Annotated in this window: 14 protein-coding genes; 9 read left to right on the top strand and 5 right to left on the bottom strand. The window is 61.9% G+C overall.

Features of this window, described 5'->3' with window-relative positions; all coding sequences use genetic code 11:
• Complete coding sequence (locus tag CLU90_RS11830) at nucleotides 1–474, top strand: GNAT family N-acetyltransferase (protein WP_232731173.1); 474 nt, start codon at nucleotides 1–3, stop codon at nucleotides 472–474.
• A gap of 77 nt (nucleotides 475–551) precedes the next feature.
• On the opposite strand, the gene CLU90_RS11825 is transcribed toward CLU90_RS11830, so the two are convergent.
• Nucleotides 552–1,961: an FAD-binding oxidoreductase gene (locus CLU90_RS11825; protein ID WP_100428005.1), complete on the bottom strand. Its 1,410-nt coding sequence runs from the start codon at nucleotides 1,959–1,961 to the stop codon at nucleotides 552–554.
• Between the two features lie 183 nt (nucleotides 1,962–2,144).
• Between CLU90_RS11825 and CLU90_RS11820 the strand changes: the two genes are divergently transcribed.
• The 5 genes from CLU90_RS11820 (at nucleotide 2,145) to CLU90_RS11800 (ending at nucleotide 7,450) form a co-directional block, all read left to right on the top strand.
• Nucleotides 2,145–3,062, top strand: coding sequence for a ChaN family lipoprotein (locus CLU90_RS11820; protein ID WP_100428004.1), 918 nt, complete (start codon nucleotides 2,145–2,147; stop codon nucleotides 3,060–3,062).
• 141 nt (nucleotides 3,063–3,203) lie between these two features.
• Nucleotides 3,204–3,956 (top strand): tonB-system energizer ExbB, encoded by a 753-nt coding sequence (gene exbB / locus CLU90_RS11815; RefSeq protein WP_100428003.1) that lies wholly within the window; start codon nucleotides 3,204–3,206, stop codon nucleotides 3,954–3,956.
• Nucleotides 3,957–3,959: 3 nt separating this feature from the next.
• Nucleotides 3,960–4,385, top strand: coding sequence for a TonB system transport protein ExbD (gene exbD / locus CLU90_RS11810; RefSeq protein WP_100428002.1), 426 nt, complete (start codon nucleotides 3,960–3,962; stop codon nucleotides 4,383–4,385).
• The gene (locus tag CLU90_RS11805; protein ID WP_100428001.1) at nucleotides 4,382–5,161 is read left to right on the top strand and encodes an energy transducer TonB family protein; all 780 of its coding nucleotides are present in this window, start codon (nucleotides 4,382–4,384) and stop codon (nucleotides 5,159–5,161) included. Before exbD ends, CLU90_RS11805 begins: the two co-directional genes overlap by 4 nt.
• A gap of 30 nt (nucleotides 5,162–5,191) precedes the next feature.
• A complete protein-coding gene (locus CLU90_RS11800; protein ID WP_100428000.1) occupies nucleotides 5,192–7,450 on the top strand; it encodes a TonB-dependent receptor domain-containing protein in 2,259 nt (752 codons plus the stop codon).
• 119 nt (nucleotides 7,451–7,569) lie between these two features.
• On the opposite strand, the gene CLU90_RS11795 is transcribed toward CLU90_RS11800, so the two are convergent.
• Nucleotides 7,570–7,977 (bottom strand): PRC-barrel domain-containing protein, encoded by a 408-nt coding sequence (locus CLU90_RS11795; RefSeq protein WP_092710787.1) that lies wholly within the window; start codon nucleotides 7,975–7,977, stop codon nucleotides 7,570–7,572.
• Between the two features lie 244 nt (nucleotides 7,978–8,221).
• On the opposite strand from CLU90_RS11795, the gene CLU90_RS11790 reads away from it, so the two are divergent.
• The 3 genes from CLU90_RS11790 to ftsB all read left to right on the top strand — a co-directional run bounded on the left by CLU90_RS11790 (nucleotide 8,222) and on the right by ftsB (nucleotide 11,684).
• Nucleotides 8,222–9,874 carry a CTP synthase gene (locus tag CLU90_RS11790; protein ID WP_092710784.1) on the top strand — a complete coding sequence of 551 codons (1,653 nt, stop codon included), beginning with the start codon at nucleotides 8,222–8,224 and terminating at the stop codon, nucleotides 9,872–9,874.
• Nucleotides 9,875–10,015: 141 nt separating this feature from the next.
• On the top strand, nucleotides 10,016–11,299 hold the full coding sequence (eno, locus tag CLU90_RS11785) for a phosphopyruvate hydratase (protein WP_034750709.1): 1,284 nt from the start codon (nucleotides 10,016–10,018) through the stop codon (nucleotides 11,297–11,299).
• A gap of 61 nt (nucleotides 11,300–11,360) precedes the next feature.
• Entirely contained in the window at nucleotides 11,361–11,684 is a 324-nt protein-coding gene (gene ftsB / locus CLU90_RS11780) for a cell division protein FtsB (RefSeq protein WP_092710781.1), read from the top strand.
• 210 nt (nucleotides 11,685–11,894) lie between these two features.
• Here ftsB and CLU90_RS11775 read toward each other — a convergent pair whose 3' ends face one another.
• From CLU90_RS11775 to CLU90_RS11765, 3 genes are all read right to left on the bottom strand, one after another.
• On the bottom strand, nucleotides 11,895–12,173 hold the full coding sequence (locus CLU90_RS11775) for a hypothetical protein (RefSeq protein WP_092710778.1): 279 nt from the start codon (nucleotides 12,171–12,173) through the stop codon (nucleotides 11,895–11,897).
• 152 nt (nucleotides 12,174–12,325) lie between these two features.
• Complete coding sequence (locus CLU90_RS11770; protein WP_100427999.1) at nucleotides 12,326–13,456, bottom strand: glycerophosphodiester phosphodiesterase; 1,131 nt, start codon at nucleotides 13,454–13,456, stop codon at nucleotides 12,326–12,328.
• The gene (locus tag CLU90_RS11765; RefSeq protein WP_232731172.1) at nucleotides 13,456–15,867 is read right to left on the bottom strand and encodes a TonB-dependent receptor; all 2,412 of its coding nucleotides are present in this window, start codon (nucleotides 15,865–15,867) and stop codon (nucleotides 13,456–13,458) included. Before CLU90_RS11765 ends, CLU90_RS11770 begins: the two co-directional genes overlap by 1 nt.
• Nucleotides 15,868–15,951 lie beyond the last annotated feature (84 nt).

Genomic DNA, 15,951 nt, shown 5'->3' with positions numbered 1-15,951 from the left:
ATGACAACATTCCCCGAACCGACACTGCGTCCCGCCCTCGTCGCCGACGCGCCCGCCATCGTCGCCCTGATTGACGACTTGATGCCCTTTTTGACCCTGCATCCGGACGGTGCGGGGGCGGAAAAGTTCATTGAAAACTGCCGCCAGCCGGCCATCGAAAATTACCTGTCGCTGCCGAACTATCATTACCAGCTCGCGCATATCGACGGCGAACTGGCCGGCGTCGTGGCCATGCGCGACAACACGCATCTGTTCCACATGTTCGTGCCGCGCGCCCTGCACCGGCGCGGCATGGCGCGCCGTTTGTGGCAGGCAGCCCGCGATGCGTCCTTGGCCAGGGGCGATGTGACGGCCTTTACCGTCAATTCCTCGATGTATGCCTTGCCCCTGTACCAAAGCCTGGGTTTTGTCGCCACGGGGCCGAAGGTGGAGACGGGCGGGATTGCCTTCGTGCCGATGCGCATGGAATTGTAAAAATCACCCCAACGACAAAGACTGGGGTCGTACCCTCAGGGTACGACCCCGGCATTTGCTTTTTGGGTTGGTATTGATTACCAGCGCACGATCTTGCCAGGATTCATGATGTTCTTCGGATCGAGCGCGTGCTTGAGGGCGCGCATGGTGTCGATGGCGCCTACACCATGTTCTTCCACGAGGAACGCCATCTTGTGCATGCCCACGCCGTGCTCGCCCGTGCACGTGCCGTCCATGCCGATGGCGCGCGTGACCATGTCGCTGTTGACCTTTTCCGCGCGCGCGATATCGGCCGGGTCGTCGGGATCGACCAGCATCTGCACGTGGAAATTGCCGTCGCCCACGTGGCCGATGATGGCGTAGACGAGGCCCTGCGCCTCGCAATCGGCCTTGGTGGCGAGGATGCATTCGGCCAGGCGGGAAATGGGCACGCAGCAATCGGTGGAAATGGCACGGCTGCCGGGGCGCATCTGCAGCAGGGCGAAATACGCATTATGGCGCGCGGCCCACAGGCGCGAGCGGTCTTCGGGGCGGCTGGCCCATTCGAAATCGCTGGCGCCGTGTTCGGCCGTGATGGCTTGCACCAGCTGCGCCTGCTCGGCCACGCTGGCCGGCGTGCCGTGGAATTCAAACAGCAACAAGGGTTTTTCCGGCAGCGCCATCTTGTCGTAGGCATTGATGGCTTTCACGCCATTTTCATCGAGAAACTCGACCCGCGCCACAGGAATACCCATCTGGATGGTCTGGATCACGGCGCTGACGGCGTCGCCCGTGCCGGGGAACGAGCACACGGCGGCCGAGATCGCTTCCGGCAGCGGATACAGTTTCACGGTCACTTCCGTGATGATGCCCAACGTCCCTTCGCTGCCGACAAACAGACGCGTCAGGTCGTAGCCGGCCGACGATTTTTTCGCCCTGGTCCCCGTCTTGATGATGCGGCCATCGGCCGTCACCACGGTCAGGGCCAGCACGTTTTCGCGCATGGTGCCGTAGCGCACGGCATTCGTGCCCGAGGCGCGCGTGGCCGCCATGCCGCCCAAGGACGCATTGGCGCCCGGGTCGATGGGGAAGAACAGGCCCGTGTCGCGGATTTCCTCATTGAGCTGCTTGCGCGTCACGCCCGCCTGCACGGTGGCCGTCAAGTCTTCACCATGCACGGCGACCATCTGATTCATTTGCGACAGATCAATCGTCACGCCGCCATGCAGGGCCAGCACGTGGCCTTCGAGCGAGGTGCCGCTGCCGTAGGCGATGATGGGCACGTCGTGCGCGCTGCACAGCTTGACGGCGGCCGCCACTTCCTCGGTGGAATGGGCGAAGATGACGGCGTCCGGCAGCATGGGGGGATAGCTCGACTCGTCGCGTCCATGGTGTGCGCGCATGGCTTGCGTCATGGAAAAGCGGTCGGCAAAGATCAGGGAAAGTACGGCAGCAAGAGAGTCTGGCAGCGGTTTTTTCAGTACCGCCAACTGGTCAGTTTGATTCACGCAAGTCCTCCGTTTTTTTTATTCTACTCCGCGCCCGGGGATTTCACTGAAGCACCACTTTTGCCAGTTGTAAAAAATTCCGCATGGTGCGCCGTGCAGTGGTTGTAAATGAGAATCATTTCTATTAAAATGCCCGCCAGTAGTTATTTTGCAATGCGTGCTTCCACCCGAAAGGCCATGCCCATGAGATTTCCCCTGTCCTTCGCCGCCGTCCTGCCCGCCTGCGTGCTGGCCCTGAGCGCCTGCGGCAGCGTCACGCCCGTCACCGGTGCCGGCGCCACCGCCGTTGCGCCTGCCGCTGCGCAAGACGTGCGCCAGCTGGGCCAGATCGTCGACCTGCGCAGCGGCCAGCGCTTGACTGCCGAGCAATTGCTGGCCCAGCTGGCCGCCGCGCCGCGGGTCATCGTGGGCGAGCAGCATGACCAGCTCAGCCATCACCAGATCGAGCAATGGCTGTTGCAGCAGTTGCAGGGCCAGCGTCCGCAAGGCAGCGTGCTGCTGGAAATGCTGAACCCGGACCAGCAAGCCAAGGTGGACAAGGTCAAGCCATGGCTGCAGACGGACCCCGTCGTGCGCCCCGAACACGTGGCCGAGCTGCTGGCCTGGCAGCCGAACTGGAAGTGGGCGCAATATGGCGACCTGGTCATGACCGTGATGCGCGCGCCGTATCCCGTCTGGTCGGCCAACCTGGACCGCAGCGAGATCAAGCAAATGTTCATCGACAAGCCGGCCGTGCAGGGCAAGCATTCGAACCTGGCCAACGATGGCAAGGTGCATGACAAATTGAAAGACATCATCCGCGTCATGCACGACAACCAGATCGACGAGCCGCGCCTGGCCGCCATGCTGTCGGTGCAGCAGCAGCGCGACCGCCGGATGGCCGAGCGCCTGCTGGCCGCGCCCGCGCCTGCCGTGCTGATCGCCGGCGCCTACCATGCGCACAAGGACCTGGGCGTGCCGCTGCACGTGCAGGATTTGACGGGCGGCCCCGCGCCGCTGGTGCTGGTCCTGGCGCAGCAGGGCGCGGCAGTCCAGGCGCCGCAGGCCGATTTCGTCTGGTTCACGCCGCTTGTTGCGCCCGCCGTCGCCAGCGCCAAGTAAGCCGTAGCACCTCCGCCGGGCGTTCAGCCCGGCATTCTCCCCCAGCAAGCTTCTTCGCAGCAGCCAGGTAGTCCGTCCGATTTTTTTGCATGCGCGTGCGCGCCGTTGGCGCAGCCATGCCTGTTACCTGTTGAAGCTTCCATGCGTATCTCCTGTCTCAAAGCCAAAGCCGCTACCTGCGGCGTCGTTCTTTCCCTGTTGCATGCCACGGCACAAGCGTCCGCCTTGCCGCACGACATGTCGCCGCTGGGCATGTTCTTCGCTGCCGACCAGGTCGTCAAAAGCGTGCTCGTCGGCTTGCTGGTCGCCGCGCTGGCCACCTGGGTGGTCTTGCTGGTGAAGGGCGCCAGTCTGCTGCAGGCGCGGCGCGCAGCGTCGCAAGCCGTCGCCATGCTGAAGATGGCCACCTCCTTGCCGGACGCGGCGGCAAAGAGCGGGGCGTCCGTGCTGGCGCAACGGCTGCTCGACGATGTGCAGCAGGAATTGAAGCTGTCGCACGCCAGCGCGCCGGCGCCGGCCCTGAAGGAGCGGGCCGGTTTCCGCCAGGAACAGTGGATTGCGCACAATGTACGCAGCATGACGCAGGGCATCGGCCTGCTCGCCAGCATCGGCGCCGTCGCGCCCTTCGTCGGCCTGTTCGGCACCGTGTGGGGCATCATGAACAGTTTCATCGGCATCGCCGTCAGCCAGAGCACGAATTTGGCCACTGTCGCGCCCGGCATCGCGGAAGCCTTGCTGGCCACCGCCCTGGGCCTGGTGGCGGCCATTCCCGCCGTCGTCATCTATAACGTCTTGAGCCGGGGCATCAACCAGTACAAGGCGCAGCTGCGCGCCGCTTCCGCGCAAGTGCTGCTGATGCTGAGCCGCGACCTCGACACGCGCCAGCAGGCCTGAGCCATGGCGTCCCTGTTTCCTACGCCGGACGACGACACGGCCGACATGCCGGAACTCTGCGAGATCAATGTCACGCCCTTCATCGACGTGATGCTGGTGCTGTTGATCGTCTTCATGGTGGTCTCGCCGCTGGCCACCGTCGACCTGAAAATCGACTTGCCGGCCGCCACGGCCAAGCCGGAACCGCGCCCCGACAAGCCCCTGTTCGTTTCCCTGAAAGCCGACCGCAGCCTGTACCTGGGCGAGTCGCCCGTGGCGCGCGAGCAGCTGGGCAGCCTGCTCGACGCGCAGACGGGCGGCGACCGCCAGCGCACCCTGTTTTTCCAGGCCGACAAGCAAGCGGCCTATGAAGACGTGCTGGGCGTGATGGATGCCTTGCGCCAGGCCGGCTATCTGAAAGTGGGCCTGGTGGGCCGGGAGGGCGGATGAATCCGCGTCCGATATTGAACTGGGGCATCGCCACGTCGCTGGTGGCGGCTGCCGCGCTGGCGCTGCTGCTGTGGGCGGGCTGGCGGCCCGCCACCGTCGTGCGCACGCAGCCGCCCGCCAGCGTGATGGTGGTATTTGCCGCGCAAGCGATGTCGCCGGAAACACGGCAGGCGGCAGCGGCAGGAGCGCGCCAGTCGGCAGCATCCAGCGCGGCCCGGGCGCCAAAGAGTGCGATCCGGCAAGAGGCGGCGCCCGTGCTGGCGCGCGCCGCCGCGCCAGAGATTGTCGTTGCGGAAAAAGAGGCGAACGCAGAAACCAGTCCGTCGACGGAGCCGGGCAAGGATGCCGTGAGGGAAGCGTCATTACCCGCGCAAGCCAGCAGCAGCGCCACGCCAGCGCCCGCCGCCGTGCGTGGTCCGCAGGCGGCGCCATTCGATAGCGATACGCCGTCGACCAATGCCGCGCCGGCCAGCTGGCAAAGCCGCGTGCTGGGCCATCTGGCCCATTTCAAGCGCTATCCGGGTGATGCGCGCCAGCGCAAGCGGGCCGGCGCCGCCTGGGTACGTTTCCAGGTGGACCGCGACGGCAAGCTGCTGGCCAGCGAACTGGTCACTTCATCGGGCACGGTGCTGCTCGACCGCGAAGCCTTGCAAGTGCTTGAGCGCGCGCAACCGCTGCCGGCGCCGCCCGACAACGTCCTGCACCAGGGCACGGTGACGGTGACCTTGCCCGTGTCGTTCAAGCTCGACGCCGGGAGCGGCCACGGCGCCAGCTGAATTTTCAATCACATAAGAAATCGAGGGTGTATGCATATCAAGACAATGACGCAGGCCGTGGGCATCTGCATGGCCTTGCTCGCGCAGCAGGGATGGGCGCAACAGGCACAAGACAGTGGCAAGGTCGTGTTTTCGCCACTGAATGTCTCGGGTGAAACGGTGCCCGTGGAACAGCAGGCGCTGGAAAAACCGGGCGCCGTCAGCGCGCGCGGCGCCGATACGCGCTTGCAGCCCGTCGACCAGATACTGCGCGGCATGCCGGGCACGTTTACCCAGATCGATCCCGCGCAAGGGGCTGTCAGCGTCAACATCCGCGGCCTGTCCGGTTTTGGCCGGGTCAACACCATGGTCGATGGCGTGACGCAGAATTACTATGGCAGCGCCCCGTCGGAAGTGGCGCATGGTAGCGTGCCCAGCAGCCAGTTCGGCGCCCTGATCGACCCGAATTTCATCATCGGCGTGGACGTGTCGCGCGGTAATGCCGTCGGCGGCGACGGTGTCAATGCACTGGGCGGCAGCGCCAACTTCCGCACCATCGGCGTCGATGACGTGGTGTTTGCGGGCGAGAAGATGGGCGCGCGCACGAAGATGTCCGCTGGCAATAACGGCGTGGGGCGCAGCGCCATGCTGGCCGTGGCCATGAAAAATCCCGCCTTCGATGGCGGCAGCGTCGGTTTCATGGCCGCCACCAGCGCGAGCGTGATCGGCAACAACTACAAGAATGGCAAGGGCACGGACAGCGAGCAATTCGGCTTCGGCTACAACCGTTTCTATCAACAAAAGCCGAAGTCGCAATTGCTCAAGCTGGACCTGAAACTGAGCGACTTCCATGCGCTGGAACTGTCGGTGCGCGATTACCGCAATACGTTTACGCGCCGCGATATCCGTAGCGATGATTACTATGTGAAATATCACTACACGCCGTTTTCGGAATTGATCGACCTCAATGTGGTGGCCAGCAGCAGCCGCGGCAAGCAGAAATACATGCCGGAAGCCTTGATCAATTTCGTCAACACGAGCACGGCCAACCGCGCCGACGCGTTCGACGTCAACAACACGAGCAGTTTCAAGCTGGCGGGCGGCGACGCGCTGGTGACCGTGGGCGGCAAGCGGATGCGCAATCAATACAGCAAGCACGTGGAAAGCCTCGTCGACGATCCCGACAATCCGGACGCGAACCGGCAGTCGATTGAAAACAATACTTTTGGCCCGGCCGGCAAGCAAAAGATCGACAGCCTGTATGCGGGCCTGCAATACAACCGCGGCATTGTTCAGCTCAACGCGGGGCTCAATTACACGCGTTTTGAATTGACTGGCTACAAGCCGGCCTGCGACGAGCGCGTGAAATGCTTCCCGCAAGGGGCGGCGCATATCGCGTTGAAGGAACACGGGATCAATCCCTCGCTGCTCGTTTCCGCGCAGGTGACGCCATGGTTCCAGCCATTCGCCAGCGCCGAGCGCACCATGCGCGGGCCGAATCCGCAGGAAGTATTTTTCTCGAATGACGGCGGGGCGTCGATGAACCCCTTCCTGAAGGGAGAAAAGGCGACGACCTACCAGCTGGGCTTCAATTCCAGCCTGCACGGTTTGCTGAGCGCCACCGATGCGCTGAACTTCAAGGCCTTGTATTTCAAGAGCAAGATCGATGGCTATATCACCAGCCAGTCCTTCCTCGTGTGCGACAACGGGCGCAAGTGCAATATGGCGGAAGTGATCGCCACGGACTGGGAAACGGTCGACGAATACGTGACGAACATGTATATCTACATCAACTCAGCCACGCCCGTGCATACGCGCGGCTGGGAACTGGAAGCGCAGTACCAGCTGGGCCCGGCCTATGCGCGCCTGTCGTACACGCGTGAAAAGACCAGCCAGCCCACCTCGATCGCCAGCGCGTGGTTTGGCGCGTCCGACATCAGCGAACTGCCCAGCACCTACTACAACCTCGACGTGGGCACGCGCCTGCTGGACAATAAAATGGAAATCGGCGCCATCATCAAGCACACGGGATCGTACCGCCGCCTGTCGCCGGACAACGAAGCCGATGCCGTGACGGGGGAGGTGGCGAAGGTGGACAATCCGAAGATCCCGGCCGTGATCGATTTGTATGCAAGCTGGCAGGTGACGAAAAACCTGTTCCTGCGCCTGTCCGTGCAGAACGCCATGGACAAGAATTATTCGGAAGCGCTGAACCGCCTGAATTCGATGCCGTCGCAGTCGAACGACAATACGCCGATGAGTACGGCGCGGGGCAGGACGTATGTGGCGGGGCTGGAGTACCGGTTTTAGTTAAGCCCAAGTGCAAATACTGGGGTCGTTTCCTTCGGAATCGGAATCCGGCCCATTGGGCCGGATTCCCCCTGCAGGGTACGACCCCAGCTCTTCGTTTTGGGTTAATTAATACTCTCTTAATACTCGCGTGGCGTCGTTCCATAATAGCTATGGATCGACGTCGCCCAGGCTTGGTCCGCCATGTTCGGCCAGTTATCCGTGTCGAAGCCGGGTGCGTTTTCGATGCGCTCCTTGTCGACGTTGAGGATAAAGCGCTTGTTGACGGTGTCGAGCAGCAGCGCTTCCCACGGCACGGCGAACAGCTTTTCGCCGATGGTGAAAACGCCGCCGTGGGACATGACGGCGTAGGCGATTTTGCCGCTGCGCATGTCGATCATGATTTCCTTGATTTCGCCCAGATGCTCATCCTTGGCGTTATGCACATGGTCGCCGATCAGGGTGTCGGCACCCATCAGTTCCGGGCCGGGACCCTTGTGGCCGCGGTTGACATACATGCCGTAGGCGTCGCGTTCTTCGTAGCTCATGATGGACCTCCTGTTGAAAATGCCAGTCTGCCGCCAGGGTGCGGCAGGGTCTGTTCGCTCTCCCACACAAAATATTGAATGGGAAATATTTCAATTCTTCTCATCGCGCATTTGTTGTGCGTAGACAGCAGGAGGGGGAGGGATAGTCGGTATTTGGCGCAAATTTCCGCGCGCGGGGGGCGACGCCGGCGGGCTTTAGTGTATAATTTCAATTTCCCGCACGTGCCGTTCGGCACCATCTGCAATGACCAAATTTGTCTTCGTCACTGGTGGCGTTGTGTCTTCCCTTGGAAAAGGGATTGCCGCCGCCTCCCTCGCCGCGATCCTCGAATCGCGCGGCCTTAAAGTCACCATGCTCAAGCTCGACCCGTATATCAACGTCGATCCTGGCACGATGAGCCCTATGCAACACGGTGAAGTCTTCGTCACCGACGACGGGGCCGAAACCGACCTCGACCTCGGTCACTACGAGCGCTTCATTTCCACCCGCATGAAAAAGGTGAATAACTTCACCACCGGCCAGATCTATGAATCGGTGATCCGCAAGGAACGCCGGGGCGAATATCTGGGCAAGACCGTGCAGGTGATTCCGCATATCACCAATGAAATCCAGGATTACATCCGCCGTGGCGCCGAAGGCTACGACGTGGCCCTGTGCGAAATCGGCGGCACCGTCGGCGATATCGAATCGTTGCCATTCCTGGAAGCGGCGCGTCAGCTGAGCCTGCGCGCCGGCCGCAAGAACACGGCTTTCGTCCACCTGACTCTGGTGCCTTACATCGCCTCGGCCGGTGAGCTGAAAACCAAGCCGACCCAGCACTCGGTGCAAAAGCTGCGCGAAATCGGCATCTTGCCAAACGCGCTGCTGTGCCGCGCCGACCGCGCCATCCCGGAAGACGAGCGCGCGAAAATCTCGCTGTTCTCGAACATCGAGGAAGACGCCGTCATTTCCGTGTGGGACGTCGACACCATCTACAAAGTGCCGCAAATGCTGCACGACCAGGGCCTCGACAAGATCATCTGCGACGCGCTGGACCTCGATCCGGCACCGGCCGACCTGTCGATCTGGAGCAAGCTGATCTACACGATGGAACATCCGAAGGCGGAAGTGACCGTCGGCATGGTCGGCAAGTACGTCGAACTGACCGAGTCGTACAAGTCGCTGATCGAAGCGCTGCGCCACGCCGGCATCCACACGGAAAGCCGCGTCAACATCGAGTACATCGATTCGGAAGAAATCGAAACGACCGGTTGCGACAACCTGGGCAAGTACGACGCCATCCTGGTACCGGGCGGCTTCGGCAAGCGCGGCGTGGAAGGCAAGATCAAGGCGGCCCAGTTCGCCCGTGAAAACAAGATCCCTTACCTGGGCATCTGCCTGGGCATGCAAGTGGCCCTGATCGAATATGCGCGCAACAAGGCAGGCATGCCGAACGCGAATTCGACCGAGTTCGATCTTGATACGGATCAACCTGTCGTTGCACTGATCAATGAGTGGCAAAACCACGATGGTAAAGTCGAGTTGCGCGATGAAAACTCGGACCTGGGCGGTACCATGCGCCTGGGCGCGCAGACCTGCGCCGTCAATCCGGGCACCCTCGCCGCCGAGATCTACGGCAGCGTGGTGACCGAGCGTCACCGTCATCGCTACGAAGCCAATAATCACTACCTGGCCCGTGTCGAAGCGGCTGGCCTGATCGTTTCGGCCCGCACGCCGAGCGAAGATTTGTGCGAAATCATGGAATTGCCGCGCACGGGTGATAATGCCCACCCATGGTATATGGGCGTGCAATACCATCCCGAGTTCAAGTCGACGCCACGTACCGGCCATCCGTTGTTTACCTCGTTCATCAAGGCAGCGCTGGCGCACAAGGAAGCCAACGCCGTCGCTGAATAACGCCGGTCGATAGCGACAGTATTACCCGTAAGACAGCTCCCGGCCCGATGGTTACCGCCGGGAGTTTCTTTGCCCCCTTTGTGCAATTGCGCATCAGAACGCAGTGTGCAGCCCCTGTTACGCTTAACTTTGGAGAATGACATGAGTGCTATTGTTGATATTATCGGTCGCGAAATCCTGGACTCGCGCGGTAACCCGACCGTCGAATGCGATGTGTTGCTGGAATCGGGCGTGATGGGCCGTGCGGCCGTGCCGTCGGGTGCCTCGACCGGTTCGCGCGAAGCCGTGGAATTGCGCGATGGCGACGCCAAGCGCTACTTCGGCAAGGGCGTGCTGCAAGCATGCGAAAACATCAATACCGAAATCTCCGAAGCCATCATGGGCCTGGACGCCAATGAGCAGGCTTTCCTGGACCGTACCCTGATCGACCTGGACGGCACGGAAAACAAATCGCGCCTGGGCGCCAACGCCATCCTGGCCGTTTCCATGGCCGTTGCCAAGGCTGCCGCCGAAGAAGCAGGCTTGCCGCTGTACCGCTATTTCGGCGGTTCGGGCGCCATGCAGATGCCAGTGCCGATGATGAACGTCATCAACGGCGGCGCGCACGCCGACAACAACCTGGACATCCAGGAATTCATGATCATTCCAGTGGGCGCCCCGTCGTTCAAGGAAGCCGTCCGCTACGGCGCGGAAGTGTTCCACACGCTGAAAAAGATCCTGCACAAGAAGGGCCTGAACACCAACGTGGGCGACGAAGGCGGTTTCGCGCCATCGCTGGCCAACCATGAAGAAGCCATCAAGCTGATCATCCAGGCCATCGAAGAAGCGGGCTACGAGCCAGGCACGCAGATCGCCATCGGCCTCGATTGCGCCGCGTCCGAGTTCTACAAGAACGGCAAGTACGAAATGGAAGGCGAAGGCCTGAGCCTGACCGCTACCGAGTTCACCAACCTGCTGGCGACCTGGTGCGACAAGTACCCGATCATCTCGATCGAAGACGCGATGCACGAAGGCGACTGGGACGGCTGGGCGATCCTGACGGCCGAACTGGGCAAGAAAGTGCAACTGGTCGGCGACGACCTGTACGTCACCAACACCAAGATCCTGAAAGAAGGCATCTCGAAAGGCATCGCCAACTCGATCCTGATCAAGATCAACCAGATCGGCACCCTGACGGAAACCTTCGCCGCCATCGAAATGGCCAAGCGCGCCGGCTACACGGCCGTCATTTCGCACCGCTCGGGCGAAACGGAAGATTCGACCATCGCCGATATCGCCGTTGCCACGAACGCCCTGCAGATCAAGACCGGCTCGATGTCGCGTTCGGACCGCATGGCCAAGTACAACCAGCTGCTGCGTATCGAGGAAGACCTGGGCGACATCGCCAGCTACCCTGGCCGCGATGCGTTCTATAATCTGAAGTAAGCTGATGTAAAACCCACTGGCCGGCCGGAGATATCCGGCCGGTTTGTTAACCGACTACCCCATGCGCCTGATTACGCTCGCCCTGGCAGCCCTGCTGCTGCTGATCCAATTTCCCCTCTGGCTGGGTAAAGGCGGCTGGCTGCGCGTTGCCGACATGGAAGCCCAGGTGGCGGTGGCCAATAAAAAGAATATGGAATTGAAGGCGCGAAACGCCAAGCTCGAATCCGAAGTGCGCGACCTGAAAGATGGTACGGGCGCCGTCGAGGAGCGTGCCCGCTATGAGCTGGGCATGGTCAAACAGAATGAGATTTTCGTGCAGATCGTGCGCAAGGGACAAACCCCGCCACTGATGGAAACGCCGGTGGACGCTGCCGCGCCGCACTGAGTACTTGCTACTTCCCACTTGTCAGCCTGGACCGATTGCCAGGCTGACATATCACATTATTACTGCAACTGCCTTGCTACTTGCTGATCAGAAACGGGCCTTGCCGGTCGAGATCAGGTAGAAATGGATGCCGGTAACGACGACGGCTACGGCGATCAATGCGGTTTCGAGAAACATCATAAAATTTCCTTTTAAATTAGTCGTGATTTTTTAGCCGCGCGAAGCGAGGAAGCGCAGTTCAGAAGCCAAGTTCGGCATCAGGTTTTCGTAACGGGCAGCTTCCGAGTTCAGCAGGGCGATGTCGCGCTTGCTTGGACGCACATAACGCTGCTCTTCATCGGTGACGCTGCTGGCGATGACTTCCTTCTGTGCCAGTGCGCTGTACGGCTTGGAAGCGAGCAGGGCGCCCAGGAAGGCGCGCGTGGCGCGGCCCAGGTTGCTGAAGTAATTGTCGTTGTCGTTGCTGTAGGTGTTGGTAAAAGTGGACATATGCCCTCCATGAATGGTCTGTTGTTGCATTGCACAATAATGGAGTTCGCGATATATGTCTAATTCCAAATTCCAATTTCAGAAATTCAAGAAACGAATAATAAGGGCGTAGCCGCCGGCCACGCCCTGAAAAAGAATTTGTTACGAAATGTTTATCCGGCGGCGATGCGTCCCAGTCCCGGATCGTCGCTGAAAAAGCCGTCCAGTCCCGTTTCGATATAGCGCCGCATTTCGGCCACGGAACCGGCTTCGTTGCGCGCGTTTTCACCGTTGCCGTCGCGGAAGTCGGCCGCCAGGAAGCGGTTTTCCGGACGGAAGGTCCACGTGTGCAGCAGCAAGCCCGCCTGGTGCGCATCGTCAACGATGGACGAGGGCTGGGCCAGGCGCTGGTCGGCGCCCAGTGCGATGATTGCTCGCGTGGGCGGCGCCACCACGTCCGCATAGGCGGCGATGTCGCGCAGGCCGGCCGGCGTCGTCATCTGCCCGAACGTCAGCTTGCCGCCCGCCTTGGCCACGTCCATCGGACGCACGTCGCCGCCCACCACCAGCTGCATCAGGCGCACGTTGGCGCGCCGTCCCAGCTTCTCGCGCAAGTATTTCAAATTTGCCACTTCGAAGGACTGGATTTCAATCGGCGCGCGGCGCGTGTATTCGTGCGCCAGCAGGGTTGAGAGGAAACGGTCTTCCAGCGCCAGGCCCGCATCGCGGAAGTAGGTCGAGCTTTTCAGCTCGGGCACGAGGCCGATGATGCGTCCGCTGGCGGCTGATTGCGCTGCAACAAAATCGATGATTTCTTCCCAGGTAGGGATCTGGAATTGTCCATCGTACAGGGTGTTGCCGGTGCGTACCTTCGGCAGCCGTTCGATGGCGCGCAGGGTTTTCAGTTCGGCCAGGGTGAAGTCGTCGACGAACCAGCCTTCGTGCCATTCGCCGTCGACCATCTTCTTGCCGCGCCGGCTGGCGAACTCGGGACGGCGCGCCACGTCGGTGGTGTCGATCAGATTGCTTTCATGGCGCGCCACGAGGATGCCGTCGCGCGTGGCGACCAGGTCCGGCTCGACGTAGTCGGCGCCGTCGAGGATGGCCTTGGCGTACGACGCCAAGGTGTGCTCGGGACGCAGGGCGCTGGCGCCCCGGTGGGCGAACACGAGCGGACGGGCAGGTGGAGTGGCCAGCAGGCCGGCCGCAAAGCCGGGCGCGGCGGCCAGCGCCAGGCCGCCGGCGGCCGCCCGGACGAAGCTGCGGCGCGAAAAATGCCGTTGCGGCAAGATTGGCGTACGCATCAGAAGTCCGCCGTCAAGGTGAGGAAGCCCTGGCGCGGGGCGATCGGGAAGGTGTTATACGTTTTGTCTGCTGCACCCACGACCACGTTCAGCGCGCCTTCGCGGTTGGCCAGGTTGCTGACGTTCAGGCGCCAGCGCGGATTTTTCAGCCAGCTGGCCATGGCCGGCAGCTTGCCCGACACGCCCAGGCCCATCAGGAAATAGCTGGGCACGGACAAATCGTTGGTGTACGTCGCGTAGCGCTTGCCCACATAGTCTCCCGTCAGCTGCACTTCGATATCGCCAAACGTTGCCGAGGCCACGAACTTGTTCAGCCATTCCGGCGAGCCGGGCACGTTCTTGCCAGCAGTCAAGACCAGCGCGGCGCCATTGTTGTAATTGTCCGCGTACTGCGAACGGTTGTACGACAGGGCATTGTAGAACGAAAAATTGTTGCCGAAGTGAACGGTGCCGGCGATGTCGATGCCATCCGTGCGCACGCTGCCCACGTTGGCCAGCACGGGGTTGCCGCCGATGATCGAGGAAATCACGGGCGTCGGGCTGATCTGCAGCAAGCGGTTGCTGAAGTCGACGTGGTAGACGTTGACCTGGCCATCGATGGCCGTGATGGCGCCCAGGTTCAATGGATGGCTGCCGCGCACGCCCACTTCATAGGTGAGGGCCGTTTCCGGCTTGGCGTCGCGCTTGAACAAATCAAAAGCGGCCTGGCTCGACAAGCTCCATGGCGAGGCGCCACCGCCGCCATAGGTGACGAACTGGCGCATGTTTTTCTGGATATTGAAGTACAGCTGGTCTTGCGGCGTGACATCCCAGCGCGCGCCCACTTGCGGCAAGAACCATTTTTTCGTGTTGATGGTGCCGACCGGCAAGGCCGTCGAACCGCCGGCGATGGCGCCCCTGGCCGGCTGCACGGGGAATTGGCCATCGGCAAACTGCAGGCTGGACTTGAAGCCGGCCTGCAGCGCGATATCGGGGCGGATGCGCCATTCATCCTGCAAGTGCAGCTGCACCACCTTGTTGTCGATCTCGCTGCCGTATTGCGTGATCAAAGGATTGCTGGGGCGGTCGTAAGGCGACGTTGGGTTGTTGACGTCCAGCGCGTACCAGCGGCGGTAGGCGGACGAGCGGTTCTGTTCCAGCCACAGGCCCGCTTCGATCTGGTGCTCGCCGATTTCCTTGCGCAAGGTGGAAATGAAGCCGCCCCGCTTGATGTCGTATTCCGTCGTGCGCACGGCATAGCCCGAGTTGCCGAAGACTTCCTTCAAATTCTGTTTCGGATAGTACACGCTGAACAGGCCCGGCAAGCCGGCCACGCCGATGGGGCCGGCCACCACGCCCGCGCCGTCATCCTTGTGGTAATACACCTGGTTCGACCACGTCATGCCTTCGGACAAGTTGGCGTCGAACTTGGCGTAGGCCAGGTAATCGGTGCGCTGCGCATCGCTGTAGTAATTGCGGTAATTGTTGCCGTCGGCGGCAGGCGTGGCGCCCGTCGGCGACAGATAATTGAGGGCCGCCTTGAAATCCGGGTACAGGAAGGGGCGCGTGTACGGCGCGCTCGTTTCGCCGGCCACGTGCACGGTGCTGTCTTCGTTCGGCTCGATCTTGTCCGAGTAATTGAAGAACAGGGTCAGCTTGCCCGCGTCGCTGCGGTTGACGTATTTGGCGTTGAACTGGTCGCCGCCCTGGCGCGCATCGAAGTCCCAGGCGCGCGCTTCATGGTGCAGGATGGAAAAATAAGCGCTGCCGCCGTCGCCGAAGGCGCCCGTGTCGTAGCGGGCAAACGTGCGCGAAGTGCGGTGGCTGCCCACCGTTTGCTGCACGCTGGCGCCCTGCGTGGCCAGCGGGTCGCTGGAATAGGTTTCGATGGTGCCGCCCAGGTTGCTGGTCGAGGCCGTGGCCAAATCGCCCGCGCCCGACGACAGCACGACGCTGCGCACGTTTTCGCTGATGACGGCGCGCTGCGGCGACAGGCCGTTGTAGTTGCCGTACTGCTGGTCGCCCAGCGGCACGCCATCCATGGTGTAGCCCAGTTGCTGGCCGGAAAAGCCATGCACGAACAGCGACAGGTTCTGCTCGTTGTTGCCCCATGGATCGGCCGTCTGGAAGCTGACGCCAGGCAAGGTTTGCAAGGCTTTCAGGGGATTCGTGCCGGGCAGGATTTTCTGGATTTCATTCTTGCTCAGGGCGACCGAGGAGCGCGTCTTGCGCGAGGAAATCTCCACGGTGGTTATCGGTGCGCCGTCGTCGGCGGCAGCGGCAGGCGCGGCCATCTCGGTGGCGGCGGACGCCACGGCGGCGGCCACGGCCGTTTGCGCCAGGGCAGGCAAACTCAAGCCTGCGGCGCAAGCGCCCAGCAATACGTGGAAGGAATGGCGGCGCAAGGCCAGCGTCAAGTGGGTGGTCATCATCAGCCTGTGGAAAGTAGTGTGGGTAATGCAAGTTGCGCAGCGTAACGGCGGCGCGTGACGGGCTGATGACGAACTGATGACGGG

This window comes from Janthinobacterium sp. 67 (assembly GCF_002797895.1).
GTDB lineage: Bacteria > Pseudomonadota > Gammaproteobacteria > Burkholderiales > Burkholderiaceae_D > Janthinobacterium.
The sequence above is the reverse complement of the archived record's forward strand: the minus strand, read 5'-3'. Positions and strand labels throughout refer to the sequence as shown.